This window comes from Clostridium estertheticum (genome assembly GCF_011065935.2).
Taxonomy (GTDB): Bacteria; Bacillota; Clostridia; order Clostridiales; family Clostridiaceae; genus Clostridium_AD; species Clostridium_AD estertheticum_A.
On the sequence record NZ_JAAMNH020000001.1, the window covers coordinates 2,745,839 to 2,771,802 of the forward strand.

Below are 25,964 nucleotides of genomic sequence, written 5' to 3' on the forward strand. Positions count from 1 at the left end.
TCTATGTTTTTATTATATAATGCACGGATTAAAGCATTATTAGTAGGAGATTAGAATTGCATTAGAAATATCTTTCCGTGATATTAATAAAAGTGATATATTTAGAGTGAGAATTAATAATAGAATATATTTCAATGTGTAAATTATAGACTTACTTTGGAAAGGATAGATAAACATGAAATTTTTATTAGCTCCTGATTCCTTTAAGGAAAGTATGACAGCAAAAGAAGCAGCAGACGCTATGGAAAGAGGAATTAAAAAGGTTATTCCATATGCAGAATGCGTTAAGGTTCCCATGGCTGATGGTGGAGAAGGGACAGTTCAGTCTCTTGTAGATGCAACTGAAGGCGAACTATATAAAGTGCTAGTTAAAGGACCTCTTGGTGATGAAGTTGAAGCTACATTTGGAGTACTTGGGGATAAAAAAACAGCAGTAATTGAGATGGCTAGCGCTAGTGGGTTACACCTTGTGCCTAGAGAAAAAAGAAATCCTCTTTTAACTACAACTTATGGTACAGGAGAATTAATTAAAGCCGCTCTGGATAAGGGAGTTAATCATTTGATTATAGGAATAGGTGGTAGTGCTACAAATGATGGAGGAGCAGGAATGATACAAGCACTTGGTGGAAAGCTTTTAACCCTGGATAATGAAGAAATTAATTTAGGAGGTGGATATTTAAATCTTCTTCATAAGATAGATTTAGAGGGACTAGATAAAAGACTAAAAGGTATTAAGATTGAAGTAGCTTGTGATGTTAATAATCCCTTAACAGGAAAAAATGGTGCGTCACATGTTTTTGGACCGCAAAAGGGCGCCACTGACGATATTGTGAAAATTTTAGATGAAAATTTAAGTCATTATGCAAAAACTATAAAAAAGCAGTTAGGAATGGATATTGAGGGTATTCCCGGAGCAGGAGCAGCGGGTGGGCTAGGTGCAGGACTGCTAGCTTTCTTCAGCGCAGAACTTAAAAGGGGAATAGAATTAGTTACGGAGCATACTAAACTTAAAGAGAAAATGCTATATGCAGATTATGTGTTTACTGGAGAGGGAAGCATTGATGCGCAAACACTTTATGGAAAAACACCTCTTGGAGTGGCTTTAATAGCCAAAGAATATAATATACCTGTTATAGCATTTGCAGGACGTATAGGTGATGGAATAGTGGATTTATATGAGCATGGAATAAATTCAATAATAGGCATATTATCAGAAGCTGATACAATTGAAAAAGCACTTAAAAAAGGTCCAGAAAATATTGAAAGAACTTGTGAAAATATAGCAAGAATTATCTTGCTTTGCAATTCACAAAGGTCAAAGGACAAATAGGGCTTATTTTTACTCTAACTAATAGAAATAAAAGAAAATAGTTCTTAATATGATTTAGTATCTTATTAAGAACTATTTTACTATTTTTTGTTAAATGAAAAATTCACAATTATTCACTCTTAACTGTCAAATCTCCACTGTATCTAAAGCAGCTTGCAATATGGTCATTTATTATGCCTGTAGCTTGAAGATGAGCATATGTTATGGTTGAACCTAAGAACTTAAAACCACGCTTTTTTAAATCCTTGCTAACCTTATCTGATAAATCAGAGGTTGCGGGAACATTTGCAATACTGTCCCATTGGTTTATTAGAGGTTTATTGTCTACAAAAGCCCATATGTAATTATCAAAACTACCAAATTCCTCTTGAATTTTAATAAACATCACAGCATTATTTATGGAAGCTGCTATTTTAAGTTTATTCCTAATAATGCCTTCATTTTGAATAAGCTCAATTACTTTTTCATCATCGTATTGTGCTACTTTATTAAAATCAAAATCATCATAGGCTTTTCTATAGTTTTCTCTTTTTCTAAGTATGGTAATCCAGCTGAGTCCCGCTTGAGCAGATTCAAGAATTAGAAACTCAAAATGCTTTCTATCTTCGTGGACGGGTACCCCCCATTCCTCATCATGATATTTCATATATAGTGGATCATTTCCACACCAATCGCATCTAATCAATTTGCTACACCTCTTTCAAAAGTTATTAATCTAACTTTATCATATATATCATAATTATTTCAATATTTCATCTCCAGTTTTAATCTTTGAGGTTTGTACTAAAATAACACCTCCTAAAATGACTACAGTAGATAATACTACACCTATGGAAATAGGCTCCTTTAAAATTAGTGCTCCAAGCAAAACCGCTACAAGTAATAATAGGCACATACAAATAAATAAATTTGTTAATTGTTAAAATTTGCAATAGGAATTATGTGTCTAAATATGGTATAATATCTACTTATGAGTTAAAAATATATTTAAGTTATGCTTAAAAATTATATATGAAACAAGAGAGGAAGTTAAAATGAGTAACATAAAATTTGAGGAATTTAATATTAGTGAAGAAATATTAAAAGCAATTGTTAATTTAGGATATAAAAACCCTTCAGAGGTTCAAGCTGCAGTAATACCTATAGCGCTAAAAGGTAAGGATATTATAGTAAAATCACAAACAGGTAGTGGAAAAACAGCAGCTTTTGCTATACCACTTTGTGAAAGTGCAGACATAGAGGAAACAGAGCCTCAAGCACTTGTATTAACCCCTACTAGAGAACTAGCGCTTCAAGTAAGTCAGGATATAACACAAATCGGTAGGTATAAAAAAATTAGAGCTATAGCTGTTTTTGGTAAACAACCTATAGCAATGCAAGTTAAACAGTTAAAGCAAAGAGTACACGTAGTAGTAGGTACCCCTGGAAGAACCTTAGATCATATTGAAAGAGGTACTATTAATTTAGCTAAAGTAAAATATTTAATATTAGATGAAGCAGATGAAATGCTTAGCATGGGATTTATAGAACAAGTAGAAGAGGTTATTAAGGCTGTTCCTAAAAATAGGGTTACTATGTTATTCTCAGCCACAATACCAGAATCTATTGAAGCAATTTGTGTTAAATACATGGTGAGTCCCGTTAAAATAGAAATAAACCCTGAGAATTTAACCGTGGATAAAATTGATCAAGTTTGCTATGAAGTAGAGGAAGATAAGAAATTTAGTGCCCTTAAGAGAATACTTTATATTGAGAGTCCAGATTCTTGCATAGTATTTTGTAGAACAAAAGAAAATGTTGATGCAATAACTGCTCAAATGAAAAATCGTTATTATTCATGTATTAAGATACATGGAGGCATGCTTCAAAATGATAGATTAGATGCCATGGAAAGATTTAAAAAAGGTGAATTTAGATTTTTAGTGGCTACAGACGTTGCTGCTAGAGGAATTGATGTTGAAAGCATAACTCATATTATAAATTATGATTTACCACTAGAAAAAGGTAATTACGTACATAGAATAGGTAGAACAGGGCGTGCAGGAAAAAAAGGAAAAGCTATAACCTTTGCCACACATTATGAAAATAAATTTCTGCATGCCATAGAAGAGTATATTGGTATGGAGATACCTAAAGCGGCAGTTCCATCAAAAGAAGAATCAGAGCCTTACAGGCAGGCCTTTTACGAAAAGCACGATACTAAGCCTATTCTTAAAAAGACTAAAGCCTCTAATTTTAGTAGTGATATAATGAAATTATATCTCAGCGCAGGTAAAAAGAAAAAAATAAGGACTGTAGATATTGTAGGAACCATATGCAATATTGAAGGGGTTAGTTCTGAGGATATAGGCATTATAGACATTCAAGATAATTTCTCTCATGTAGATATTATGGGCGGAAAAGGCAAATTGGTATTAGAAACCCTTAAAACATCAACAATAAAGGGAAAAGCTATTAGGGTAGAAAAAGCAAATAAATAGTAATTATTATGTACCTATAGTGGATACATGTAATAAAGGATGAGGCGGATAATCAGATTATCTACCTCATCTTTTATTAGCTATTGAAGAAAAATAACTAATAATTATTAAAAAATTTAATCTGGTTTATATTGAGAATAAAATGTTTACATGTTACAATAATATAAGATTTTACTAAAGTTATCCAAAGTTTTTTCATGTTATTTTGTAATAATTCGTTAAGAAAAGAGGGGTTCGCTTGAATATTGTTATCGTTGGCGCAGGAACAGGTGGGTGTGAAATATTAAGTTCACTAATTCATTTAGAAGATATAAAAATTGAAATGATTATTGACAAAAATTTAAATGCTCCAGGCATGGAACTCGCTAAAACTTTGAAAATTGCTTTTTCACAAAATGTAGAAGATATTAATGTAAACAAAACAGATATTATTATTGAAGTTACAGGGAATGAGAACTTAAGGAATATTTTAAAAGAAAAGTTTGAAAATAAATGTACTATAATTGATTCAAAATCAGCGCTTTTGTTTAGTATGCTAGTAAAAAAAGATGCACAGCGAGCTGAAAAAATAAACAAAGACATAAACATTATTAAAGGTACTTCAGAAATAATTCAAAGTGAATTAAATGATATTTCTTCCTCCGTAAATAATATTCACGATGTTAGTGCTAATTTAATGAATTCAATAAATTTATCTAAACAACATATAGCAGAAAGTGATAAGATTATTAAGTATTTTAATGATATATCCAAGCAAACAAAGATTCTAGGTATAAACGCATCTATTGAGTCAGCAAGAGCAGGAGAGCATGGTAAAGGTTTCTCTGTGGTTGCTATGGAAGTTCAAAAATTAGCAAACAATAGCGGAGAATTTGCAAAAGAAATAAACCTTATATTAACAAAATTATCAAAGGAAATAACAAATATTAATAATGAAATTAACAATATTGATAAGCAATCAGATATTCAAATAAATGCATCAAAAAAAGCTAATATTGCTGTAAATAAATTAGTAGATGAAACTGCGTAATAATATAAACCAATGATTTAACTAAATATCAAAGAGTGGTTGATTATTTTTCCAATAGTATACGGCTGTTCATTTAATAATAAGTCAAACCAAGTTAGATATACGAAAATTTAACTTGGTTTTTATTTTATGATTTAGAGGCTAATATTTCTAGTTTATCAAATTTGTAGAAAAATATTTCTAACATTAGAAATTATTATTCTTGCATATTAAATTCCAATATTTTCAAAAGGAGATGTGTCATGGGCATAATGAGTCTTACCGAAATAATGGATAAATCAATAGAAACTTTAAAAAGATACATAAAAACGATAGTTACTTTTAATCTTGCTTATGGGGCTCTGTGTTTTATTGGAATCATTGGGGCCATTATTGTAGGAGCAATTCTAATGGTAATAGCTCTAGGACTTAAATTAAACCATGTAGTATTGGGAATATTTTCTTTCATACTAGGTATAGGCATTTTTACTTTTGTAATGAGTTTCAAAATAGGACTAATTAAAATATCCAGTCAAGAATTCTTGGAGGGCAGAATTTATGCAAGTCAAGCTATAGGAGTCTCATTTAAAAATTTTTTTGTGGTTTTAGGAGTTTTATTAATGGAAATGATATTATTCCTTCCTATTTTTGGTGTTTTTGCTGCTATAGGCTACGTATTTTATAATGGATTTCAACAACCATTGCTATGGTTTGGAATGTATGACAACTATGAAATAAGTACAATAATTCTGATGATTATATTTGCAATACTTCTAATTTTATCTGTTCTAGCTTATATCACTATATTTTCTTTTTCATTTCATGCAGTTGCAATAGAAAATAAAGGGGTGTTTGCTGCATTAAAACGTAGTTATAATCTTGTAAAAGGAGATTACTTTAAAATATTCGGATGTATTATATTATTCAACTTAAGTGTATATGCAATTGTATATTCCCTTCAAAGTTTTTTTGGAGTAGTGGCTAGCGTAGTTTTTATGATTTTAAAGTTCTTAAATATTCAACAAGACCTTCTTTCCTTTGCTACTATGGCTTATAATTACTCCTCATGGCCTATTAGCATTTTATCATGGCTAGTTATATCTCCATTAGGTACAATTATGTTAACCTACTTGTATTACAACCAGAGATTTAAAAAAGAAGGATATGATATTACACTAAGGCTTAATAAAATACAAAAGTGTGAAGAAAAGGAGCAGTTGTGTGAAAGTACTCAGTATAATAACTCCATCTAACAAAGAGTTTGATACAACCATTAATAAGATACTTCAGGGCTCTGAATATAAACATTTAAAAAATAACTTATTAGATTTTATTACCAAAATTAAGGAGAGTATAAGTCAGTGGATAGTGAAAATAATTAAAAAAACTATTTCAAACATACCATCTCCAGATTCTGTATCAAATAATTTAGCCAATATACTAATAATTATTGGATTATTACTGATTTTTGTAATAGTTGTGATAATAATTGTAAAAGTGTGCAAAACCTTTGAAAGAAAATCAAGAATTAAAGAAATTTTAGGAGAAAAAATCAGTAACAAAACAACTCCAAGTAGTTTAAGAAGTACAGCAAAGGTCTTTGGAGAAAAGGGAGATTTTAGAGAAGCCATTAGATATGATTTTATTGCTATTTTGCTGCTCATGCATGAAAAGAATATTATATATCTTGATGAAACCAAAACCAATGAAGAAATCTACCAGTATTTAAAGAAAAATAAATTTACTATATTTTCAATATTTGAATATATAATAAATGACTTTAATTCATCCTGGTATGGGCATAAGGTTTATAATAGGGAAACCTATGATAAGGCTTTGAAAAGCATTAATCTGATTTGGAATGAGGTGATAGCGTATGAAGAAAAAAACAAATAAAGACTTAATATTATTTGTTTTAGTTGTGCCTGTATTTCTTTTTTTAGCCTTTTATATCTCTAATAGAATGGAAAAAAGCAATCCCGCATATTCTGTAGTAAATAAATCTAAAATGGGATACAGTGTGTTTTATGAAGCATTAAAGCAACTTAATTATCCAGTAGAAAAAGCGTTAGTGCCTGTGAATGAGTACCCAAATAATAGTGTACAGATAATGCCACCTGGAGGGAATTTTAATATAAATAACCAGGAGGTAAAACAATGGTTAGAAAATGGTGGAACACTGGTTTATCTTACAACAGAGAGTGATCAAAACATTGGATACGGAGCACCGGTGGAGACAAAAAACAATATAAAACAATATACATATCTTAAGGGTAGAATAATAAACGCTGATGCCGATTTTATGACAAATAAGACGCTTATTAAAGATACCGATTACGCCTACGAACTACTTAAAGAAATTAGTAATTTACCCTATGAAAAAATATATTTTAACGAATCTTATTTATTTTTATCAACTAGTACAAAATCACTGTGGGATATTACACCTATAGAAATAAAATATATAATTTATCAAATGATTATATCTTTAGCAGCATTCTTTTATTATAAGAGTAAAGGTTTTGGAAAAAAACTACCTCTATATGAGGAAGTAGAGCGAAGTGAGAACGAGTACTTGTATTCAGCCGCTTCTTTATACAGACAGGCTAAATGTTATGATTTAATGGTGGATAACTATTATAAAAATTTTTTAAAAGGATTTGTAGGTAATAGTGAAGAGTGGTTAGAGTATTGGGAAAAAGAGAAAATACCATCACTAAATCAAGCTAGAAGTGTTTATGAATTTATGAAATATAAAAAAACAAAGCCAAGGCAAAAAGAATATATTAAAATAGTAACTATGATAGAACATCTTAATAATATTTTGGATAAAAGGAGCGATACGAATTGGAAAACCTTGAAAAAGACACTACACGAAAACTTGTAGAAAAAATAAATTTAGAGTTAAAGAAAGTTATAGTAGAGCAGGATGAACTTATAGAATACTCATTAATAAGCTTATTTTCTGGGGGCCATGTACTTCTAGAAGGATTTCCTGGTGTTGCTAAGACTTTGATGGCGAGAGCACTATCTAAGACCCTGTCAGTGGATTTTAAGAGGATTCAGTTTACACCAGATTTAATGCCATCAGACGTAACAGGTACAAAGGTATTTAACATGCAAACAAGAGAATTTGAACTTAAAAAAGGTCCTATTTTTACAAACTTTATTTTAGCAGACGAAATTAATCGTACTCCTCCGAAAACACAGGCAGGACTGCTTGAAGCAATGTCTGAGAGTACTGTTTCTATTGATGGAGAGATGTTTACTCTAAATGCGCCTTTTATGATATTTGCAACGCAAAATCCACTAGAATATGAAGGCACTTATTCACTGCCAGAAGCACTTGTAGATAGGTTTATGATGAAAATCATAATTGATTATCCCTCAACTGTTGCAGAAAAAGAAATTTTAAGGCGTCACAATGAAGGATTTTCAAGTATAGATTTAGATAAGTGTGATTTACAAAGGGTTTGCACTGCAGGAGATATCTTAAAATGCAAAGAAGAAATCCAAAAGGTTAAGGTAGATGAAGCTCTTATGGAATACATAGTGAATATAGTCTATGAAACTAGAAATAATCCTATTATTGAAATCGGAAGTTCTCCTAGAGGAAGTATTGCACTACTTCAGTGTTCTAAAGCTTGTGCTGCTATTTGTGGCCGTGACTACGTAATTCCTGAGGATATAAAAAAAATGGCAATACCAACACTAAGGCACCGTATAACCTTAAAGCCAGAATTAGAGCTTGAAGGTATTATGCCAAAAGAGGTACTTATAGATATACTTTCTAAAGTAAAAGTACCCAGGTAGAGAGCTTAGGTAAAGAGTACCTAGATAGAGAGTGGGGGATAGCATTGGGTATTACTAAGCGATTTGTAATTTTGTTATGTGGTGGTATTGTGCTTCTTATATTAGCACTGTTTTTAAATAATTCCTTTACAATGCTTATAATTTATAATCTGATATGTGTTGCACTGCTAATAATTGATTACTTTATTTCCATAGATGAAAGGGATATAACTCTTTTGCGTAATGGTGATGATAAGTTGTCAATATATGAAAGTGGAATTATAAGTATTCAAGTTTTTAATAAGAGTAATTATATGCTTTATTTGGAGATTAAGGATGAAATTCCAGATTTTCATTTTGAGACTAAAACTACTACAATGAAAGGTAGGGTTATGCCTAGGGAAAAGGATGATTTTAAATACATGGTATATCCTACTAAGCGTGGAGCCTTTACTTTTGAAAATGTTCATGTTAAATGTGAAGGAAGATTGAAGCTTTGCACAAAGATATTTAAAGTAGAGATTCCTCGTGATTATAAGGTTTACCCAAACATGGAAAACCTTCGCAAATACAGGCTTAACATGTGTAATAATCGATCCTTTAAACAGGGTCAAAAAACACTAAAAACCATCGGAAAAGGTACATCCTTTGAAAGTTTAAGAGAATATGTAGCAGGGGATGAGTATAGAAAAATTAACTGGAAGGCAACTGCTAGAGGGGATAAACCAATATTAAATCAATATGAACCTGAAAAAGATCAGCACGTTCATATTTTAATAGATACTGGGCGAGCTATGAGTTATAGCGTTAGAGGTTTTAGAAAGCTTGATTTAGTTGTTAATACAGCCCTAGTACTTTCAGATATAGTGAATCAAAATGGTGATAAGTCAGGACTCATGGTATTTAATACCAAAGTAGACAATATGATAATGCCTGGAAAAGGACCGGGACATAGAGGCAAAATCATGGAGGCTCTTTACCACATTGATAATACTAATCAAACTTCTAACTATGATGAAGCTTTTTACTATTTAAAAAAAAAGGAGCGTCATAGAAGCATTGTATTCTTTTTTACAGACTTTAATACAGTAGAGGAAACTGAAAGTATACTTAAAGTTCTACCAACTATTTCAAAGAATAATCTAGTTGTTATTATTCTTATAAAAAATGAAAGCATAGAATTAATAAGTTCTTTAAAAATAAAAAACAAAGAGGATTTATTTAATAAAGGTGTTGCGCTAGAAATTATTGAAGAAAGACGCAAGATAATAAACCTTTTGAATAAAAAAGGAATTCTTTGCATTGAATGTGCACCGGAAAAACTAGAATACACAGTGGTAAATAAATATATTCAAGTTAAAAACCGCACTTATTTATAAAAAAATGGAGAAGCTCGTCCTTAGGATAAACTTCTCTAGTTATTATTTTTTTATTAAGTAGGGAATAGAAAAATATAATGTTAATATTACACCTGTTATAGCTGCAAAAATTAGTTTTGATACTTCGGAAATTTTCAGAGGAGTAAAGAAACCTTCTATAATTCCTGCAATTATAAGCATAAAGATTATACCAATTATTAGAGAAATAGATTCTTTTGCACCTTTTATAAGTGAATGTCTTCTAGAATATTCGCCAGGAAGTAATATGCTTTTAGCAATAATAAGCCCTGCAGCACCTGAAATAAAAATAGCAGTGAGCTCAATTATTCCATGAGGAAGAATAAGAGACCAATAGTTCATAGGATTACCATAAGTATAAACTAAGGCTGTTAGAGCTCCAAGTAATGCACCGTTAGAAAACAGAACATAGATTGTTCCTATTCCAAGAGTTATACCCATAACAAAAGCTTTTAAGGAAACTGAAATGTTATTTACCATAATATAACTTGACATTAAGGGATAGTTCCACTGGCCACCACCGGATTTGCCACTTTTTATAGTAGCAATTAGATTTTCAGGAAGAAATATACTAGCATTATCAACGTTCACTATAACTAATAGCATACTGAGTAGAACACCAACAGCAAAAAAAGAAAAGGAACATATTATAAACCATCTATACTCCTTTAAAAGCCTTGGAAAATCTCGAGCAATGTATTTTAATAAAATCCCTGGGGATATTTTTTTTACTGCATAAACATGGCTGTGGCATTTATTAATAAGTGAATTTAAATATGACACCACACTGCTACTCGGGTAATGAGTTCTAGCATAAGCTAAATGATGACTACTTTTCCTAAAAATACTTAGAAATTTTTTTACATCTTTAGAGGGTAGAATTTTAAGACCCTTTTTATTTATTATTGTGGAGAGTGTTTCAAGTTCTCTCCAAGTATCAGAATTTAATTTTATGAATTGTTCTTCTTTCAATATTTTCACCTCATACTTATTTTATCATATATTGTAAATATTGTAGATATTTTTTTGAAAAAGGTATTTTAAAAGAAAGAATTGGAGGGTACTATGGAAATAATTAAAATTACAACTCCAGAAAACATAGAAGTTGAATATACGCTAGCGGGGCTAGGTTCACGAACAGGCGCCGCACTTATTGATATGGTAGTTCAGGGCTTAATGCTTTTGATACTGGGAATTGCACTACTACTCATAGGCTACTTTTCTCCGAATTTTTGGGAAGAATATTATGGCTGGATTATAGGTGGAACACTACTAGTTTTCGCACTAATAAGCTATGGGTATTTTATAGCAATGGAGCTAAGCATGAATGGCATGACACTAGGTAAAAAAGTTTTTAAAATAAGAACCATCAGAAATAATGGCCAACCTATAACACTCAAACACTCTGCACTAAGAAATTTATTTAGAGTGTTTCTCGATATTTTTGGGGTAGGTGTGGTATTAATATTTTTCACAAAGCAGCATAAGCGATTAGGAGACTTTGTTGCATCAACTATTGTAGTTTCAGAAGAAAATAAAGCTCGCCCAATTACATTAGAAGGTCTAAGGGGAATTAATGAGAACTACAGGTATCTAATGTCCGCGGAAGAATATGAAATCTTAAGGGATTATGCTGCGCGTAAAAGTAGTATGGAAGATTGTGATTATTTGAAAGAACAACTAAAGACATATTTCAGGAAAAAATTTGAGCCCCAAGTAAATTCAAATGAGTGGGATGCTTTTATTGATGGATTGTAAAACTTTCAAAGATAATATACAAAAAGAGACTTAATGCGGATTAGTATAAAATATTAATCTGCATTAAGTCTTTTTTTTTATTGTGTAGGAAAGTATAAATTTATGATTGTGTTAGATAAATTGTTAATACATTGCCTTTTGCTGAGTAGTTTTTAAATTTTCATAGAAGTTTGCAGTAGCACCGTAGATATATGGTGTTAACCACAAATAACCTATTCCAAGTGTTAGTATTCCAAGTAATGCCCAACCTATAAAAGTTAAATGTAGGCAAAATAACTTCCATTTAAAGCCTAGCATCATTTCTTTGCTTTTGTTTAAAGCTTCCATTGCGCCTATTTGTGGGTTGTCACTTAATACATAAAATACCATGGAATATCTATAAGCTGCTATTATTCCTGGTATTAAAAGAAGTAATGACCAAAGTAAAACAAATATTGTTATTAATAATTGCGCAATCACAGAAGATGAAAAGTTTTTGAAACCGTCAAATAAATTTTCAAACATAAAAGATTCATGTCTAACAAGCTTTAAAAAACATGTGTTAAGACCTAATGCTAGTGGGCCACCTATTATTATACCAAAAATCTGGCCAGCGTAAGGATTAAATTTAGAAAAGATAAGACCAGGCGAGCCACATATTATAGAGAATATTAGGCATAATAAAATAGCGGTACCCCAGTTTCCCTTAAGTTGTTCTCTTGTAGAGCGTCTAAGCTCAGAATTTGTTTTGATAGATACATTTTCGAATTGCATATGTTTCCCCCTTAAAATAGTGTGCAGTTACTTATTGTATATTCTTCTAATAAGTACTTAAGACTGTGTTAAAAAAATAAAAAATAAAAATGCATAAAAATTTACAATAAATAATGCTTTAACAATTTATTGTACCATATGAAATCCATATAACCTAATAAACTATGAATTATTCTATGTCTAAAATAATGGTACACTTGAATATATTTTATTAATTAGGAAATTATAAAATTTGTTTATAAACATAATTCAAATATTCTTTAATATGTGTTAAAATATAAAAGTTGTGAGAAAGATTAGTAAAGAGTAACTTTCTTAAAACAAACAACTAGGTGATATTAAGTATAACAAGGATAATATAATCAAACCATAATATTACCTGTTAAAAAGGAGAGCTAAAATGAAAACATTTCAAGATTTAGTTAATGAGACTTTAGAGGTTCAAGATTTAGAGGAATTAGAATCAGCAGCAGATTTATTTCAGTTTGGCATTGAAAAGGGGCATTACAATAAACGCCAAGCAGATCAATTTAACATAACCTATTGGAAGATGAAAAATAAATATTTAGCTTATGAAGTTGCCAAAGAAATAAAAGGTAACAAATTAGATATAATTAGCATGGTTACTAGCGCTCCAAACGAAATAAAAGAGAATAAAAATGAGCTTGTTAATTATGTAAATGGGAGAGTTAAGGCGCTAAAGGGTAAAATGAATGGTATGAAATAGCATCGCTATTTGGGAATAATAAGAAAAAGGGTATGTATTGTTATAAGGGGATGAGCTTATAACAATGCATGCCCTTTATTCATACAAATCTCCTGCAAGAGCTTCCAAGGCCTTTATATTTAGGATGACAATAGAATTTTTTTCTTTTTTTATTATGTTTTCCTGGCATAATTTATTTATGGTTCTAATCAAATGTCTATAGCTTGTTCCAAGCAAATCTGCCATTTCTGTAAACTTATCTGTAATAATTCCACCATCTAAATTTGAATGTTGACTATTTTCAGGTGTTATAGCAAGTAGATAACTTGACAACCTATTTTCTAGTGGATAAAGGATATTTATTGATGAGGCAATAGATGAGCTAATAAATTTCTTGCCAAGGCTTGCACACATACACTTTAGAAAAGTAGAATCGTTAACAGCATATCTTCTTATATTGCTCATAGATATTCCAATGCACAAGCATTCATTTATTGCTTCAATGTTTGAATTAGCTGTATCACAATCAATAAATTCTACATCACCTATTATAATCATAGGTTTATATAATCTAAAAAGTAGAGATTTGCCGTTTTTCAGAACAGTGTATACCTTTACCTTACCTTCAACAAAAAAGTAAAAATAATCTATGGGTTCATTAGTTTTTACAAGGTGACTTCCTTTTTCGAAAATATGTAATTCCATATATTTTTTCATATCTACTCCAAAGAAATCTTCAATACTATATTTTTCTATGTAATGCTCTAATTTAGTTTGATTATAAATACGTTTCATATAAGCTGCCTCCTTGTAGTTCTCTTTGAAGATAAAGGATATTTATTATTGCCTTATGTCTTATTATAATTGTTTATTTTAGTTTTGTATAATAAATTTGATGAAAATATGACATGTGTCATATAGATGAACAAGCTTTTATGTTAGTCTTATCTAAGAGATATGATGAACAATCAAAGAATGGAGGAACTTAAATGTATAAAGCATCTGCGGTATTAATAGGAATATTAATTGCTATAATGGTTACTTTTAATGGAGTTTTAGCAAATTATACAGATCAATATAAATCAATATTAATAATTCATGTAGTGGGACTTATTGTTTTAATTATTATTTTATTGTTAAAAAAGGAGAAACTCAAGTTTAAAAAAGACATTCCTATTTACTTATTTAGTGGGGGGTTAATAGGAGTTTTTGTAGTTTTTTTAAATAATTTATGTTTTAATTCTCTTGGAGCTTCTTTAACACTATCCCTTGGAATTTTTGGACAATTAGTTTTAGCTTGTTTTATAGATCATTATGGCCTATTTGGCCTCAATATTTATAAGTTTAATAAGAAAAAGATTATTGGATTTTTTATAATATTATCTGGGCTAATTACAATGATAAGATATTAGAAAGGGGGGTGAAAATATGTTATATATAATTTTAGCGGTTTTTTGTGGCTGTATTACTATAATATCCATGATTATAAATTCACATCTAGCTAAAAAAATAGGGACACTTCAAGGAACCCTTATAAATTATATTGTAGGATTAACTACTACTATATTACTTATGCTTATAGTAAAAAGTTCTTTAAGCCTTCCTTATAGTAGTTTTGCTAAAATACCATGGTGGGCTTTTTTAGGTGGGCTACTTGGAGTAGTGGTTGTCTCAAGTTCTAATATTGTACTTCCTAAAATTCCTACAATATATACCACTTTGCTTATATTTATAGGCCAACTATTTACAGGGATACTCATTGATTATTTCAGAGTGGGTTTTATTTCAAATGGTAAAATTATTGGTGGATTATTAATTCTTTTAGGATTATTATATAATTCTAATGTTGATAAGAAAGAATTAAATGTACAATAAATTTTAAATATTCAAAGAAGATTCGGCATGTAGGATTCTAAACAATTATTAATTGTTTAGCATCCTACATGCTTTCACCTTCATAATTAAATTTAAATTATTTTAATATAAAGAATGAAGAGAGAAATACTCCATTACCACTTCTACATCATCAAAGTGTATAACTTTGTCTTTTAATATCTGATAGTTTTCATGTCCTTTTCCAGCAATAATAACTACATCGGAAGGATTAGCTTTTTTAAGTGCAGTATGAATTGCAACTTTTCTATCCTCTATTTTTTCATAGGGGCATGAAGTTCTTTCTATTCCTTCTTCAATCTCTTCAATTATTCTAATAGGATCTTCCTTTCTAGGGTTATCGCAGGTAAGAACACAGTAGTCTGCAAAGTTACCTGCTACTTCGCCCATGATAGGCCGCTTTGTCCTATCTCTTTCACCGCCACATCCGAATACAACAATGAGGTTACTTTGAACTTGCTCTTTCACATCCCCAAACGTCGTTAAAATATTTTTAAGACTATCTGGAGTGTGTGCATAATCTACAATGACCAGATATCCATTATCATTTGGGACTACTTCAAACCTTCCTTTAACTCCATTAATATTTGTTAATGCAGCAATAATTATATGTAACGGAAATCCTAAAAAATAACAAGATGCAATAGCACTCAAGGCATTATAAACATTGAATTCACCTGGGACATTAAGTTTAACTTTTTTATGATTATCACAAAAGTTTAAGGTGAACGATACCCCTTCTTGTGAATACTTAATATCTTTTGCCATAAAATCAGCAGCGGTATTAATGCCATAGGTGATAATTTCACAAGTGGAATTTTGGATTATATCTTGTGATACTGGATCATCAGCATTAATAATTCCAAATCTACACATTTTAAATAATTTCATTTTTGCATTTTTATAATTTTCCATTGTGCCATGATCATCTAAATGATCTTGCGTTAAATTAGTAAATATACCTATATCAAAATCACACATATAAGTTCTGTGCTGTTCTAGAGCTATAGAAGTTACTTCCATAACAGCATCTGTAACATTGTTTTCTATCATTTCAGCAAAGGAGGATTGAAGTTCAATGGAATCAGGAGTTGTGGGATTTAATTTTGCTGTTATTAATGGAGTATTTCCGATGCGGTTTTCAATAGTACTAATAATACCAACCTTACGTCCAATGCATTCTAATATTTTTGTTATAAAGAAAGTTACAGTTGTTTTTCCATTAGTTCCAGTAATCCCAATAAGATTCAGTTTTTTCGAAGGCTCATCATAAAAGCGACTTGCAATAATAGCCATAGCTAACTTTGTATTTTTAACTTTTATTACATTAACACTATTAGGTATATTTTCAATTTTATGTTCTATTAACAACGCTGTAGCACCAACATTAATTGCCTCATGTGCATAATCATGTCTATCTATATTTTTATTTTTAACACAAATGAACAATGAGTTAGGTTTTAAGCTTCTTGAATCCCATGAAATATTAGGGACATTTATTTCATCCGTGCCTTGAATTACCTCATAGTGAATTCCTTTTAAGAGATCTTTCATTTTCATAGTTAGTCCTCCGTTTCACAAAATTATATCTATATACTTATTATATTGAAAATTTTTACTATGTTTATTGCTAAAAATGCTTGAAACATTGCAAAAAGTGCTCTACTATTAAATTATCATATAAAAGGCTCGTATTAATGACCTCTAATGACTGAACAATTACTAATTGTTATTTTCAAAAGAGAAGTACTAGGAGGATATTATGAAAATCGAAAGGGATGCACCTAATAGTAAAAGAGGTTACTTAAATGAAGATTTTCAATTATTCAATTTAAAAGATCAGAGGAACATTGAGTTTGGATTTCATCACCATGACTTTAATAAAATAATAATTTTTATATCAGGTAATGCTACTTATCTAATAGAGGGTAAGGCTTATAAACTGAAGCCTTGGGATATACTTTTTGTAAGTAGTAGTGAGGTGCATAAGCCTATAATAGATTATTCTATACCTTACGAACGTATAGTTATTTGGGTAAATTCTAGGTTTTTAGAGAAGCATAATTCTGATGATTGTAATTTACTAGCTAGTTTTGAATTGGCTGTAAAAAGGAAGTTTAATATGCTTAGACTTAACAGTGAATTACTCGTTAACATAAAACATATATTATTTAACCTTGAGGAGGAGTGCAAAAGCAGTGAATTTGGAAGTTGTATATTAAAAAATTCATTAATTTTACAACTATTAGTTTCTTTAAATAGATTGTATATGGGCATGGAAAACAATAGTGGAATAAGTGGGATTGAATATGATGAGAATATCGGTGATATTTTGGATTATATAAATAAAAATATTAGTGAAGAATTATCTATTGATAATCTTGCCAGCTGGTTTTATATGAGTAAATATTATCTTATGCATAAATTCAAAAAGCAAACGGGATATACTATTCATAATTATATACTTCAAAAAAGATTAATTATGGCCAATTTGTTGATAAAGCAAGGCAAATCAATAATGCAGGCATGCGCTGAATGTGGATTTGAGGATTATTCTAGTTTTTTTAGAGCGTTTAAAAAGATGTTCGGATTATCTCCAAAAAAGCATTACAAGGAATTAAAAGAGATTGAAAAGTTATTGCAATAAACTATTAAGTTTTACGATGAAGAGCGATAATTTTAATTTGTCGTCTTTCAAAATCAAATAACATATATGGTTATTATAAAGAATTCTTAAAAATTTTTAAAAAAACTATTGCACATGACGTAACGTAATGTGTTAATATACCTATAGAAGGATAAATCATAACATATTTACCATCTAAGTTCCATAAGGGGTGATGACATTGAAAAATAATGAATCACAGTTTTTCACAATTGGTGAATTTGCAGAAAAAGCAGGTGTTACCTTAAGAACTCTTAGATATTATGATAAAATTAGTTTAATGAAGCCTAGTTCCTATAGCGCGGCAGGGCACAGATTGTATAGTAATCAAGACTTTGCAAGGCTTCAACAAATTTTAACCTTGAAATTCATTGGATTTTCTCTCCATGAAATTAAGAAAATAACTGAAAATGATGTCACTGATGAAAATTTCGTAAAATCCTTGGAAATACAAAAGAAAATCATGAAACAAAGAGCTGCACATACTTTCATGGTAATTAAGGCTATTGAAGAAGCCATTGACATGGAGAATAAGCAGAATGTAAGTTGGGATAAGTTTACCAATATTATAAATGTAATTAATTCGGACAAAAGGCTAATTGAACAATATGAAAATGCATCAAATTTAAGAGCCAGAATAAACATTCATGAGATGTTTAGTGTAAACAAATATGGATGGATGAGATGGTATTTTGATGGATTAAATCTACCAGAGAAGTGTAGCATTCTTGAGCTTGGATGCGGAGATGCCAATTTATGGGAGAAAAATAAAGATAGAATCCCCAGTGACTTAGATATTACATTAAGTGATTTTTCAAGAGGAATGTTAAGTGATGCTAAGATAAACTTAGGTAAAAAATCAGAGAATTTTAAGTTTCAAATTATAGACGCAGAGGATATACCTTATGATGAGGGTAGCTTTGACGTTGTTATAGCAAATCATATGCTTTATCATGTGGACAACATTCAAAAAGCACTGTCAGAAATACATAGAGTATTAAAGCCCGGTGGATATTTTTATTCTTCAACAGTTGGACAAAATCATATGATGGAAATTAGAGATATTATGTCTAAGTTTAAATCAGAAACAATGGATATTAAAAGCTCAGATATTACTTCAAGGTTTAAGTTAGAAAACGGCGCTGAAAAGTTAAAAAAATGGTTTGATAACATAGAAATGAAAAGATATGAGGATAATTTAATTGTAACAGAGAAAGCATCTATTATTGATTATATGTTTTCAATGCCAGGGAATGTACGTGAAAGTTTTAATAGTGAAAGGCTTCAAGAGCTTAACAAATATTTAAAAGATAAAATTGATACAGAAGGTGGAATTTACATAACAAAGGATACAGGCTTTTTTAAGGCACAAAAGAGTCTATAAGTTCAAATTTCATTTACTCTATATTTTTTAGTTGTTGTAGTTTATTTATAAGATTTAAGTAAAAAATAAAATATAAATAGTTTAACACAAAAATAAAATCTAATTTGAAAGGTAGGATATATATGAAAATTAAGAATATTCCTTTTTCACCACCAGACATAACAGAGGAAGAGAAAAGGCTTGTAATGGAGGTTTTAGATTCAGGTTGGATTACAACGGGACCTAAGACTATGGAATTTGAAGATAAAATTGCGAAATATTGTGACGCTAATAATGCAGTAGCACTATCAAGTGCAACTGCGGGTTTAGAGCTTATATTAAAGGTTTATAACATTTCAGAGGGTGACGAAGTTATTACAACCCCTTATACCTATACAGCTACAGCAAGTGTAATAGTTCATAGAGGAATTAAACCAACTTTTGTAGACGTTAAAGAAGGTAGTTTTTTAATAGATGAGCAAAAAATGGGTATGGCAATTACACCTAAAACAAAAGCAATAATCACTGTGGATTTTGCAGGGGTTCCTGTAGATTATGATGCTATAAAAGCAGTGCTTAAGGAAAAAAACAGAGAAGATATTATATTTATATCAGACTCAGCTCATTCCTTCGGAGCAACTTACAAAGGAAACAAAGTTGGAACACAGGCTGATTTTCATGTTTACTCCTTCCATGCGGTTAAAAATTTAATTACAGCTGAAGGTGGAGCAATTACCTTTAATGATAATAATTTTAAGGGCAAGGAAGATTTAAAGAAAGAGCTTAAAATTAATTCTCTTCATGGACAGTCAAAGGATGCATTGTCTAAGATGAAAGCGGGAGCTTGGAAATATGATATTATTACAGATGGATTTAAATGTAATATGACGGATATTAATGCAGCTATAGGTCTTGCACAAATTGGAAGATATGAAGGAATGCTTACAAAAAGAAGAGCTATTTTTGATATATATACAAAAGCTCTTGGCACTAAACCTTGGGCAATAATTCCTTTTACTAAAGATGAAAATAGTGAGACTTCTTATCATCTGTACCCACTAAGATTAAAAGGATTTACTGAGATGCAAAGGGATGAATTAATACAAAAGGTTGCAGATTTAGGCATAGCTACTAATGTTCATTTTACCCCTTTACCAATGTTTACACTTTATAAAAATCTTGGATATTCTATAGAGGATTACCCAAATGCATACAATCAGTATGCAAATGAAATTACACTTCCAGTATACTCAACACTTAAATTAGAGGATGCAGCATATGTAATTAAAGAAGTAATAAGATGTGCAGAAGAGATAATTGCTAAATAATAAATATTTTTATATTAAATCGGAGGTTAAACAATGGAAGTTAAATTTTATACATCTACAAGAGAATATAATGAAAAAAAAGCGGAATTTGATAATGCTGTTCTAGGAGTTATGGGAAGAGGAATATCAATGCTTGGCAAAGAAGTAACTGCCTTTGAAAGTGCAGTTCAAGAATTTACTGGAGCTAAATATGCAATTGGTGTTGCATCCGGTACAGATGGTCTAGTAATGGCTGCTGATATACTAGGTTTTAAAGATGGAAAAGAAGTAATAACTTCACCCTTTACTTTCCTCGCTTCTACATCTTGCATTGCAAAGCATAGAGCAAAGCCTGTATTTGTAGATATTGATGAAGAAACTTTTAGCATAGATGCCAATAAAATAGAAGAAAAAATAACAACAAATACTGCTGGAATTATTCCAATTCATTTATTTTCACAAATGGGTGATATGGATAAGATTATGGATATATCTAATAGAAATAATCTAAGGGTTTTAGAAGACTCTGCAGAATCATTTGGTATGAGATTCAAAGGTAATGGATCAGAATACAAACATGCAGGAACTATAGGAGACTTTGGTGTATTCTCATTCTTCCCTACAAAGACTCTAGGCGCATATGGCGATGCAGGTATGATTGTAACTAATGATGAAAGCTTAGCACGTATTACTAAGATGTACAGAGTTCACGGAGCGTCTAGGAAGTATCATTATGATTTTATTGGTTATAATTCAAGATTGGATTCAATTCAAGCTGCTATATTACAAGTGAAGATGAAATATATAAATCAGGCAATTCAAAAAAGAGATCAGATTGCAAAATTATATATAGACAGATTACAAGATTGTGAATATATTAAAATTCCTAAAATTAGTGCAAATCAAAAACCAGTTTATTATGTATTTAATGTATTGGCACAAAAAAGAGATGAGCTTTCAGAATACTTAAAAGCAAATCAAATAGGAACTAGCATTTATTATCCAATACCACTTCACCTTCAAAAATGCTTTGAATATTTAGGCTACAAAAAAGGTGATTTCCCAATAGCTGAAAGAACTGCAGATAATATCATTGCACTTCCTATATATCCAGAGATAACTGTTGAAGAAGTAGAATTTGTTTGCGAAACTATTAAGAAATTCTATAAAAAATAATGGAATCCCAGAGTGCCTTAGTATGTCTCTTGGATACATAACAATTATTAATTGTTATGCGTCCTGGGCTGCTTACGGGATTTTTATTACATAAACAAAAGGAACATTACCTAATTAGTTCGACTAATTAGGTAATGTTCCTTTTGTTTTGAATAACATATAATTAAGAATATTTATATATTGAAATCCGAAACTTGGATAATTAGGTTGATATTAGGGGTTTATGTAAGTATAATGGAATTATTGCATAAAGAACTCCATAGGGTAAGCTCCTTAAATATAGTAAAAGAATTTAGAGATTATACAGATAATATTTGAACTAATAAATTTAAATAAAATGTTTTTAAGTCAAACTTATATAAAGTGAAAAATGAATAATTCATAATTGTTCAGTACATCAGAGGAATAACAGGGGGTAAGAAATGAATTTATTAATTAAAAATGGGTCAAAAGAATATATCGAATACTTATTAAAATATAAAATATTAATTTTAGTAGCATATTTAGTTTGTCAATTAGGTATTTATTTGCATATAGGAAAAACCAACTATTTTATATTTGCAGCTAGTTTTTTCACAACAATATTTATAATTAGTTCATTAGTTTTAATGCTAAAGGATTCAAAAACTGCCATACTCATATATAATATTTCCATACCAATACTGCCTATGCAGTTATACTTATTAAATAGATTGAATCAAAATAGTATTGGTGCTACAATGTATTTTATATTTTTTATATTTTTAATAATTGGTATAAGAAAGGAAAAATTAAATTTTAAAAAGGTTAGTATAAAAAGTAAATATAGAGTAGTTACCATAGTATATTTTTTCCTGTGTGCTATTGCCCTAATTTCATCATTGCTAAGTGCTTATAAATTTGAAGCATTTAGATTAACATTTATTGGAGTCATATTTATGCTTCTTTATAGTTTAATATTAATATGTTTAGAAATAAAGGAATATGATTTTTATAAAAAGATTATTTTATTTTTATGTATAGGAGTTACAATATCGGGAATACCAGATACTTTTATAGCCTTATATAGTCTAATATTAAGTGGGGAAAATACTCACCTGTATGGGGTATTAGGCAGTAATTTTATGCTAGGATATACTTTGATGGTACTTCCATTTATACTAATATATGCTGTTAACAAAGAAGTTTCAGGTAAGTATAATTTTATATACAAGTTACTGTTGCTAGTTGACATTGTTAATTTATGTACTCAAAGATCTAGAGGTTTCTTGGGCGTATTAGGTATAGCCTTTGTAGCTATTATTATAATAGATCATAAAAATTATAAAAAATATTTAATAGTATCCCTAGTAATACTAGGATGTAGTACTTTTAATGTACTCCAAAGAGGTGAAATGGCAGAAATAACTGAATCCATTGTAAATGTTGGAGTACCTAAAATTGAAGGTGCTCTAGCAAGTGATAATGGATTCTTTTATAAATTAAGTGAGCAGGCTGGTAATAGAAAACCTATTTGGTCAGCGGCATATAGAATGATAGAAGATCATACTTATATTGGAGTAGGTCCAGCTAATTTCAAGTATTATTTTCAAGTATATACACCGGAACTGCATAAAGCATATATTGATGCTCATAATATATTTTTAAATGTTGCGGTAGAGTTTGGAGTACCTTTTGCTATAGTATTCTTCTGTTCATGGTGGATTACCTTATTCAAAGCTCTAATATACGGATTTACTAAAAAGAAAAAATACAATAAAAGATTCATATTTCCTACATTTATAGGCATGGTTTCACTTATGGCATATGGTAATATTACAGGTCAGGCATTTATCACATCAAAGCATCCTATAAGTGTGGTTCCAGCATTTGTATTAATTAGTTTATTGACTATTTTATTAATAATAATGAAAGAAGAAACTATTTCAAATAACTAAAATTAAATTGAGGTGTTAAAGTGAGTAATAATATATTATCGATATTGTATTTTTTTCCACCTATGGTGGAAGCGGAGTCCAAAGAACTTTTTCAATAATTAACAATAAAAACCAAATATGTTAAAATGTAAAAAGAATATAAAATCCGTTCTTATAAGGGGGGTGCTATTATGAGTCTCTATATGTTTCATACATTTTATAAATCGAGTGCAAATGCTCCAAGCAAAGACTACTAAAATAAAGTTATGTTTTGCTTGGAGCTTAATTTAAAAACAATATGAATTAAGCTAAATAAAATTCAGGAAACTAAATAAAATATAGACATAGCTAACACATTAAGGCATTTAAAAGTGCCTATGTAGTCTTTGCTTTTTTCCAAGTATTGAAATATGAGGAGGGGCAAGGAAATGAGATATTCTAAAGCACAAAATGTGTTGCCAGAGGAGATAGTAAAAATAATACAAGAATATGTAGATGGTGAATACTTATATATCCCTAGAAAAAATGGAAATGAAAAAGCTTGGGGCGAGAAAAACGGAACAAGAAAGAGCCTTAAACATAGAAATGTCGAAATTTTTAATAAGCACATTGAGGGATCTAGTGTTATAGAACTAGCTAATCAGTATTATCTTTCAGAAAAAAGTATAAGAAGAATAGTAAGTCAAGAAAAGGTATTATGCGCATAATAATATTATTGTGCCATAAGAAAAATGTGATTATAGGAAAGGGTTTTATCATTGAGATAACGCTCTTTCTTTATATTATATGCTTAAGTTTAATATAGAACTGTTTATGGGCTTTGGTTAGCAGGATGTAAAGGATATAATATGTGTAATGAAAACAAGGGGGGAAAGATTAATATGAAAAAATCTTTATTGAAAAGTAGGATTATCCTTCAATTAGAGGAGAAAATTAAACAGTATGGGGATAGGGTGATAGAAGAATTTTTATGTGATATTGAACAGAAGGGTACTCCAATAATAGAAGAGTTAGAAAATGATACTAAAAACAATTTAGTTACTTTTATATACGAAGGGGATAAAGAATGTAAAAGTGTTTTGTTTGTGCCTGATATAGGATTAGATAGATTTAAAGATAATTATAAAAATTTTCAAATGCAAAGAATAATGGAAACAGACCTATGGTACATCACTTATGAAGTGAAAAATAATATGCGGTTTGTCTACTATTTTTCACCAAACGATCCATTGGATAATGATTGGAATGACAGATTTTGTAATAGAGTTATATATGATAGGTTTAGTAAAAAAGTATTAATTTTTAAAGGGGGAAATGGAGAAGAGGATGATAAAAGTTCTTATGTAATAATGCCAAAGTCACCAGAAGATATTTGGGCTAAAAAAATAGAAGATGTACCAAGAGGCAATGTAAAAGAATATAAATTTGAAAGTAAAAACTTAGAGGACAAGCGCAGAGTTAGAGTTTACACACCTTATGAATATGATAAGGAAGAAAAACCATATGGATTTATGGTTTTCAATGATGGTGATGACTACATTTCTGTTCTTTCTGCCATAGAAACTTTGAATAATCTTATAGCTTCTAAAAGAATACCTCCTATAGTTGCAATATTTATTGATTCAACAGAAACAAGGGGAAAAGAATTAAAGTGTAATGATTCTTTCTGTGAAATTATTATAAAAGAATTAATTCCATGGGTTAAGCAAAATTATAATATTTCTAGCAATCCAGAAGAAGCCGTAATTTGTGGGCTTAGTTTAGGAGGTTTGACAGCAGCTTATTTAGGATTAAACTATCCAGAAGTTTTTGGCAATGTTCTTTCTCAATCAGGCTATTATTGGTACAATTCAGAAGACTTTGCACCTAATGAGGATTGCTGGATGAGTACTAAGTTTAAGGAAATAAATAAGCTGCCTCTTAAATTTTATTTAGATATGGGAGTTTTAGAAACTAAGTATAAAATTATTGATACGAATATAAATTTAAGAGATACATTAATATCTAAAGGCTACCATGTTGATTTTCAATTGTTTAATGGCGCTCATGATTATTTATCATGGGGAGAAACATTGGCATATGGATTAATTTCTCTTATCGGAATAAAATAGTACAATAAGATAATAAATATATAAAAATGACAAGTTTTATTACTTGCCATTTTTTCTTGTAATTAATTTTAAATTTACAATGTACATTTTTATATAAGCTCTTACCTTGTAAATTTCTACTGAGGTAAGTAATGTTGGTGGGCCTAGATTAGATATAAATTTAATAACTTCTGTACCTTGCTGTGAAGCATCTTTTGCATATACTTGATCTTGGTTTAACAATATACTGCTCGTTATAAAACCTATTATGGCTGGGTATGCGTTAATTTTAATATCTTTTAGTTTTGCTTCAAAGATAGCATTATTAATGCTATCTACTAAGGCTTTTC

The 25,964-nt window shown here is 29.9% G+C and carries 26 protein-coding genes; 19 read left to right on the forward strand and 7 right to left on the reverse strand.

Annotated elements, in window-relative coordinates:
- The first annotated feature begins 175 nt into the window (after nt 1-175).
- Nucleotides 176-1,330 (forward strand): glycerate kinase, encoded by a 1,155-nt coding sequence (locus G9F72_RS12880; RefSeq protein WP_164958735.1) that lies wholly within the window; start codon nt 176-178, stop codon nt 1,328-1,330.
- A gap of 109 nt (nt 1,331-1,439) precedes the next feature.
- Here G9F72_RS12880 and G9F72_RS12885 read toward each other — a convergent pair whose 3' ends face one another.
- Together G9F72_RS12885 and G9F72_RS12890 are read right to left on the reverse strand one after the other, a co-directional pair.
- Complete coding sequence (locus tag G9F72_RS12885; protein WP_164958734.1) at nt 1,440-2,015, reverse strand: DNA-3-methyladenine glycosylase I; 576 nt, start codon at nt 2,013-2,015, stop codon at nt 1,440-1,442.
- A 54-nt stretch (nt 2,016-2,069) separates the two neighbouring features.
- Nucleotides 2,070-2,225 carry a hypothetical protein gene (locus G9F72_RS12890; protein ID WP_224676114.1) on the reverse strand — a complete coding sequence of 52 codons (156 nt, stop codon included), beginning with the start codon at nt 2,223-2,225 and terminating at the stop codon, nt 2,070-2,072.
- A 139-nt stretch (nt 2,226-2,364) separates the two neighbouring features.
- On the opposite strand from G9F72_RS12890, the gene G9F72_RS12895 reads away from it, so the two are divergent.
- The 7 genes from G9F72_RS12895 (at nt 2,365) to G9F72_RS12925 (ending at nt 9,990) form a co-directional block, all read left to right on the forward strand.
- Complete coding sequence (locus G9F72_RS12895; RefSeq protein ID WP_164958733.1) at nt 2,365-3,810, forward strand: DEAD/DEAH box helicase; 1,446 nt, start codon at nt 2,365-2,367, stop codon at nt 3,808-3,810.
- Between the two features lie 238 nt (nt 3,811-4,048).
- A complete protein-coding gene (locus G9F72_RS12900; RefSeq protein ID WP_164958732.1) occupies nt 4,049-4,840 on the forward strand; it encodes a methyl-accepting chemotaxis protein in 792 nt (263 codons plus the stop codon).
- A 242-nt stretch (nt 4,841-5,082) separates the two neighbouring features.
- Entirely contained in the window at nt 5,083-6,072 is a 990-nt protein-coding gene (locus G9F72_RS12905; RefSeq protein ID WP_164958731.1) for a hypothetical protein, read from the forward strand.
- Nucleotides 6,041-6,715 (forward strand): hypothetical protein, encoded by a 675-nt coding sequence (locus tag G9F72_RS12910; protein WP_164958730.1) that lies wholly within the window; start codon nt 6,041-6,043, stop codon nt 6,713-6,715. The genes G9F72_RS12905 and G9F72_RS12910 overlap by 32 nt, the downstream gene beginning before the upstream one ends.
- Nucleotides 6,696-7,706 (forward strand): DUF4350 domain-containing protein, encoded by a 1,011-nt coding sequence (locus tag G9F72_RS12915; protein ID WP_164958729.1) that lies wholly within the window; start codon nt 6,696-6,698, stop codon nt 7,704-7,706. The genes G9F72_RS12910 and G9F72_RS12915 overlap by 20 nt, the downstream gene beginning before the upstream one ends.
- On the forward strand, nt 7,667-8,632 hold the full coding sequence (locus G9F72_RS12920) for an AAA family ATPase (RefSeq protein ID WP_164958728.1): 966 nt from the start codon (nt 7,667-7,669) through the stop codon (nt 8,630-8,632). The genes G9F72_RS12915 and G9F72_RS12920 overlap by 40 nt, the downstream gene beginning before the upstream one ends.
- 44 nt (nt 8,633-8,676) lie before the next feature.
- Nucleotides 8,677-9,990: a DUF58 domain-containing protein gene (locus G9F72_RS12925; RefSeq protein ID WP_164958727.1), complete on the forward strand. Its 1,314-nt coding sequence runs from the start codon at nt 8,677-8,679 to the stop codon at nt 9,988-9,990.
- A 42-nt stretch (nt 9,991-10,032) separates the two neighbouring features.
- On the opposite strand, the gene G9F72_RS12930 is transcribed toward G9F72_RS12925, so the two are convergent.
- Entirely contained in the window at nt 10,033-10,980 is a 948-nt protein-coding gene (locus G9F72_RS12930) for a stage II sporulation protein M (protein ID WP_164958726.1), read from the reverse strand.
- A 93-nt stretch (nt 10,981-11,073) separates the two neighbouring features.
- Between G9F72_RS12930 and G9F72_RS12935 the strand changes: the two genes are divergently transcribed.
- A complete protein-coding gene (locus G9F72_RS12935) occupies nt 11,074-11,766 on the forward strand; it encodes an RDD family protein (protein ID WP_164958725.1) in 693 nt (230 codons plus the stop codon).
- A 123-nt stretch (nt 11,767-11,889) separates the two neighbouring features.
- Here G9F72_RS12935 and G9F72_RS12940 read toward each other — a convergent pair whose 3' ends face one another.
- Entirely contained in the window at nt 11,890-12,519 is a 630-nt protein-coding gene (locus tag G9F72_RS12940; RefSeq protein ID WP_164958724.1) for a DUF975 family protein, read from the reverse strand.
- 400 nt (nt 12,520-12,919) lie between these two features.
- On the opposite strand from G9F72_RS12940, the gene G9F72_RS12945 reads away from it, so the two are divergent.
- The gene (locus tag G9F72_RS12945) at nt 12,920-13,246 is read left to right on the forward strand and encodes a hypothetical protein (RefSeq protein ID WP_164958723.1); all 327 of its coding nucleotides are present in this window, start codon (nt 12,920-12,922) and stop codon (nt 13,244-13,246) included.
- Between the two features lie 75 nt (nt 13,247-13,321).
- Here G9F72_RS12945 and G9F72_RS12950 read toward each other — a convergent pair whose 3' ends face one another.
- Nucleotides 13,322-14,020, reverse strand: a complete 699-nt coding sequence (locus G9F72_RS12950) for a cyclic nucleotide-binding domain-containing protein (protein WP_164958722.1) — start codon at nt 14,018-14,020, stop codon at nt 13,322-13,324.
- Between the two features lie 194 nt (nt 14,021-14,214).
- On the opposite strand from G9F72_RS12950, the gene G9F72_RS12955 reads away from it, so the two are divergent.
- Both G9F72_RS12955 and G9F72_RS12960 read left to right on the forward strand, forming a co-directional pair.
- On the forward strand, nt 14,215-14,637 hold the full coding sequence (locus G9F72_RS12955; protein WP_164958721.1) for a DMT family transporter: 423 nt from the start codon (nt 14,215-14,217) through the stop codon (nt 14,635-14,637).
- A gap of 16 nt (nt 14,638-14,653) precedes the next feature.
- The gene (locus G9F72_RS12960) at nt 14,654-15,100 is read left to right on the forward strand and encodes a DMT family transporter (RefSeq protein ID WP_164958720.1); all 447 of its coding nucleotides are present in this window, start codon (nt 14,654-14,656) and stop codon (nt 15,098-15,100) included.
- 102 nt (nt 15,101-15,202) lie between these two features.
- On the opposite strand, the gene G9F72_RS12965 is transcribed toward G9F72_RS12960, so the two are convergent.
- On the reverse strand, nt 15,203-16,678 hold the full coding sequence (locus G9F72_RS12965; protein WP_164958719.1) for a UDP-N-acetylmuramoyl-L-alanyl-D-glutamate--2,6-diaminopimelate ligase: 1,476 nt from the start codon (nt 16,676-16,678) through the stop codon (nt 15,203-15,205).
- Nucleotides 16,679-16,880: 202 nt separating this feature from the next.
- Between G9F72_RS12965 and G9F72_RS12970 the strand changes: the two genes are divergently transcribed.
- The 7 genes from G9F72_RS12970 to G9F72_RS13000 all read left to right on the forward strand — a co-directional run bounded on the left by G9F72_RS12970 (nt 16,881) and on the right by G9F72_RS13000 (nt 25,635).
- Complete coding sequence (locus G9F72_RS12970) at nt 16,881-17,765, forward strand: AraC family transcriptional regulator (RefSeq protein ID WP_164958718.1); 885 nt, start codon at nt 16,881-16,883, stop codon at nt 17,763-17,765.
- A 199-nt stretch (nt 17,766-17,964) separates the two neighbouring features.
- On the forward strand, nt 17,965-19,167 hold the full coding sequence (locus tag G9F72_RS12975; protein WP_164958717.1) for a MerR family transcriptional regulator: 1,203 nt from the start codon (nt 17,965-17,967) through the stop codon (nt 19,165-19,167).
- A 128-nt stretch (nt 19,168-19,295) separates the two neighbouring features.
- The gene (locus G9F72_RS12980; protein WP_187356093.1) at nt 19,296-20,474 is read left to right on the forward strand and encodes a DegT/DnrJ/EryC1/StrS family aminotransferase; all 1,179 of its coding nucleotides are present in this window, start codon (nt 19,296-19,298) and stop codon (nt 20,472-20,474) included.
- A 33-nt stretch (nt 20,475-20,507) separates the two neighbouring features.
- Nucleotides 20,508-21,629: a DegT/DnrJ/EryC1/StrS family aminotransferase gene (locus G9F72_RS12985; RefSeq protein ID WP_164958715.1), complete on the forward strand. Its 1,122-nt coding sequence runs from the start codon at nt 20,508-20,510 to the stop codon at nt 21,627-21,629.
- Between the two features lie 422 nt (nt 21,630-22,051).
- The gene (locus G9F72_RS12990; RefSeq protein ID WP_164958714.1) at nt 22,052-23,545 is read left to right on the forward strand and encodes an O-antigen ligase family protein; all 1,494 of its coding nucleotides are present in this window, start codon (nt 22,052-22,054) and stop codon (nt 23,543-23,545) included.
- A 407-nt stretch (nt 23,546-23,952) separates the two neighbouring features.
- The gene (locus G9F72_RS12995) at nt 23,953-24,231 is read left to right on the forward strand and encodes a CD3324 family protein (protein WP_164958713.1); all 279 of its coding nucleotides are present in this window, start codon (nt 23,953-23,955) and stop codon (nt 24,229-24,231) included.
- A 174-nt stretch (nt 24,232-24,405) separates the two neighbouring features.
- Nucleotides 24,406-25,635, forward strand: coding sequence for an alpha/beta hydrolase-fold protein (locus G9F72_RS13000; protein WP_164958712.1), 1,230 nt, complete (start codon nt 24,406-24,408; stop codon nt 25,633-25,635).
- Nucleotides 25,636-25,674: 39 nt separating this feature from the next.
- Here G9F72_RS13000 and G9F72_RS13005 read toward each other — a convergent pair whose 3' ends face one another.
- Nucleotides 25,675-25,857 (reverse strand): hypothetical protein, encoded by a 183-nt coding sequence (locus G9F72_RS13005; RefSeq protein WP_164958711.1) that lies wholly within the window; start codon nt 25,855-25,857, stop codon nt 25,675-25,677.
- Nucleotides 25,858-25,964 lie beyond the last annotated feature (107 nt).

Excerpts from the sequence above, each read along its gene's own strand:
- G9F72_RS12880 (WP_164958735.1), top strand. The coding sequence starts at position 176 with ATGAAATTTTTATTAGCTCCTGATTCCTTTAAGGAAAGTATGACAGCA.
- G9F72_RS12995 (WP_164958713.1), top strand. The coding sequence starts at position 23,953 with ATGAGATATTCTAAAGCACAAAATGTGTTGCCAGAGGAGATAGTAAAA.
- G9F72_RS12945 (WP_164958723.1), top strand. The coding sequence starts at position 12,920 with ATGAAAACATTTCAAGATTTAGTTAATGAGACTTTAGAGGTTCAAGAT.
- G9F72_RS13000 (WP_164958712.1), top strand. The coding sequence starts at position 24,406 with ATGAAAAAATCTTTATTGAAAAGTAGGATTATCCTTCAATTAGAGGAG.
- G9F72_RS12935 (WP_164958725.1), top strand. The coding sequence starts at position 11,074 with ATGGAAATAATTAAAATTACAACTCCAGAAAACATAGAAGTTGAATAT.
- G9F72_RS12990 (WP_164958714.1), top strand. The coding sequence starts at position 22,052 with ATGAATTTATTAATTAAAAATGGGTCAAAAGAATATATCGAATACTTA.
- G9F72_RS12970 (WP_164958718.1), top strand. The coding sequence starts at position 16,881 with ATGAAAATCGAAAGGGATGCACCTAATAGTAAAAGAGGTTACTTAAAT.
- G9F72_RS12895 (WP_164958733.1), top strand. The coding sequence starts at position 2,365 with ATGAGTAACATAAAATTTGAGGAATTTAATATTAGTGAAGAAATATTA.
- G9F72_RS12940 (WP_164958724.1), bottom strand. The coding sequence starts at position 12,519 with ATGCAATTCGAAAATGTATCTATCAAAACAAATTCTGAGCTTAGACGC.
- G9F72_RS12890 (WP_224676114.1), bottom strand. The coding sequence starts at position 2,225 with ATGTGCCTATTATTACTTGTAGCGGTTTTGCTTGGAGCACTAATTTTA.
- G9F72_RS12960 (WP_164958720.1), top strand. The coding sequence starts at position 14,654 with ATGTTATATATAATTTTAGCGGTTTTTTGTGGCTGTATTACTATAATA.
- G9F72_RS12955 (WP_164958721.1), top strand. The coding sequence starts at position 14,215 with ATGTATAAAGCATCTGCGGTATTAATAGGAATATTAATTGCTATAATG.
- G9F72_RS12965 (WP_164958719.1), bottom strand. The coding sequence starts at position 16,678 with ATGAAAATGAAAGATCTCTTAAAAGGAATTCACTATGAGGTAATTCAA.
- G9F72_RS12950 (WP_164958722.1), bottom strand. The coding sequence starts at position 14,020 with ATGAAACGTATTTATAATCAAACTAAATTAGAGCATTACATAGAAAAA.
- G9F72_RS12905 (WP_164958731.1), top strand. The coding sequence starts at position 5,083 with ATGGGCATAATGAGTCTTACCGAAATAATGGATAAATCAATAGAAACT.
- G9F72_RS12985 (WP_164958715.1), top strand. The coding sequence starts at position 20,508 with ATGGAAGTTAAATTTTATACATCTACAAGAGAATATAATGAAAAAAAA.
- G9F72_RS12915 (WP_164958729.1), top strand. The coding sequence starts at position 6,696 with ATGAAGAAAAAAACAAATAAAGACTTAATATTATTTGTTTTAGTTGTG.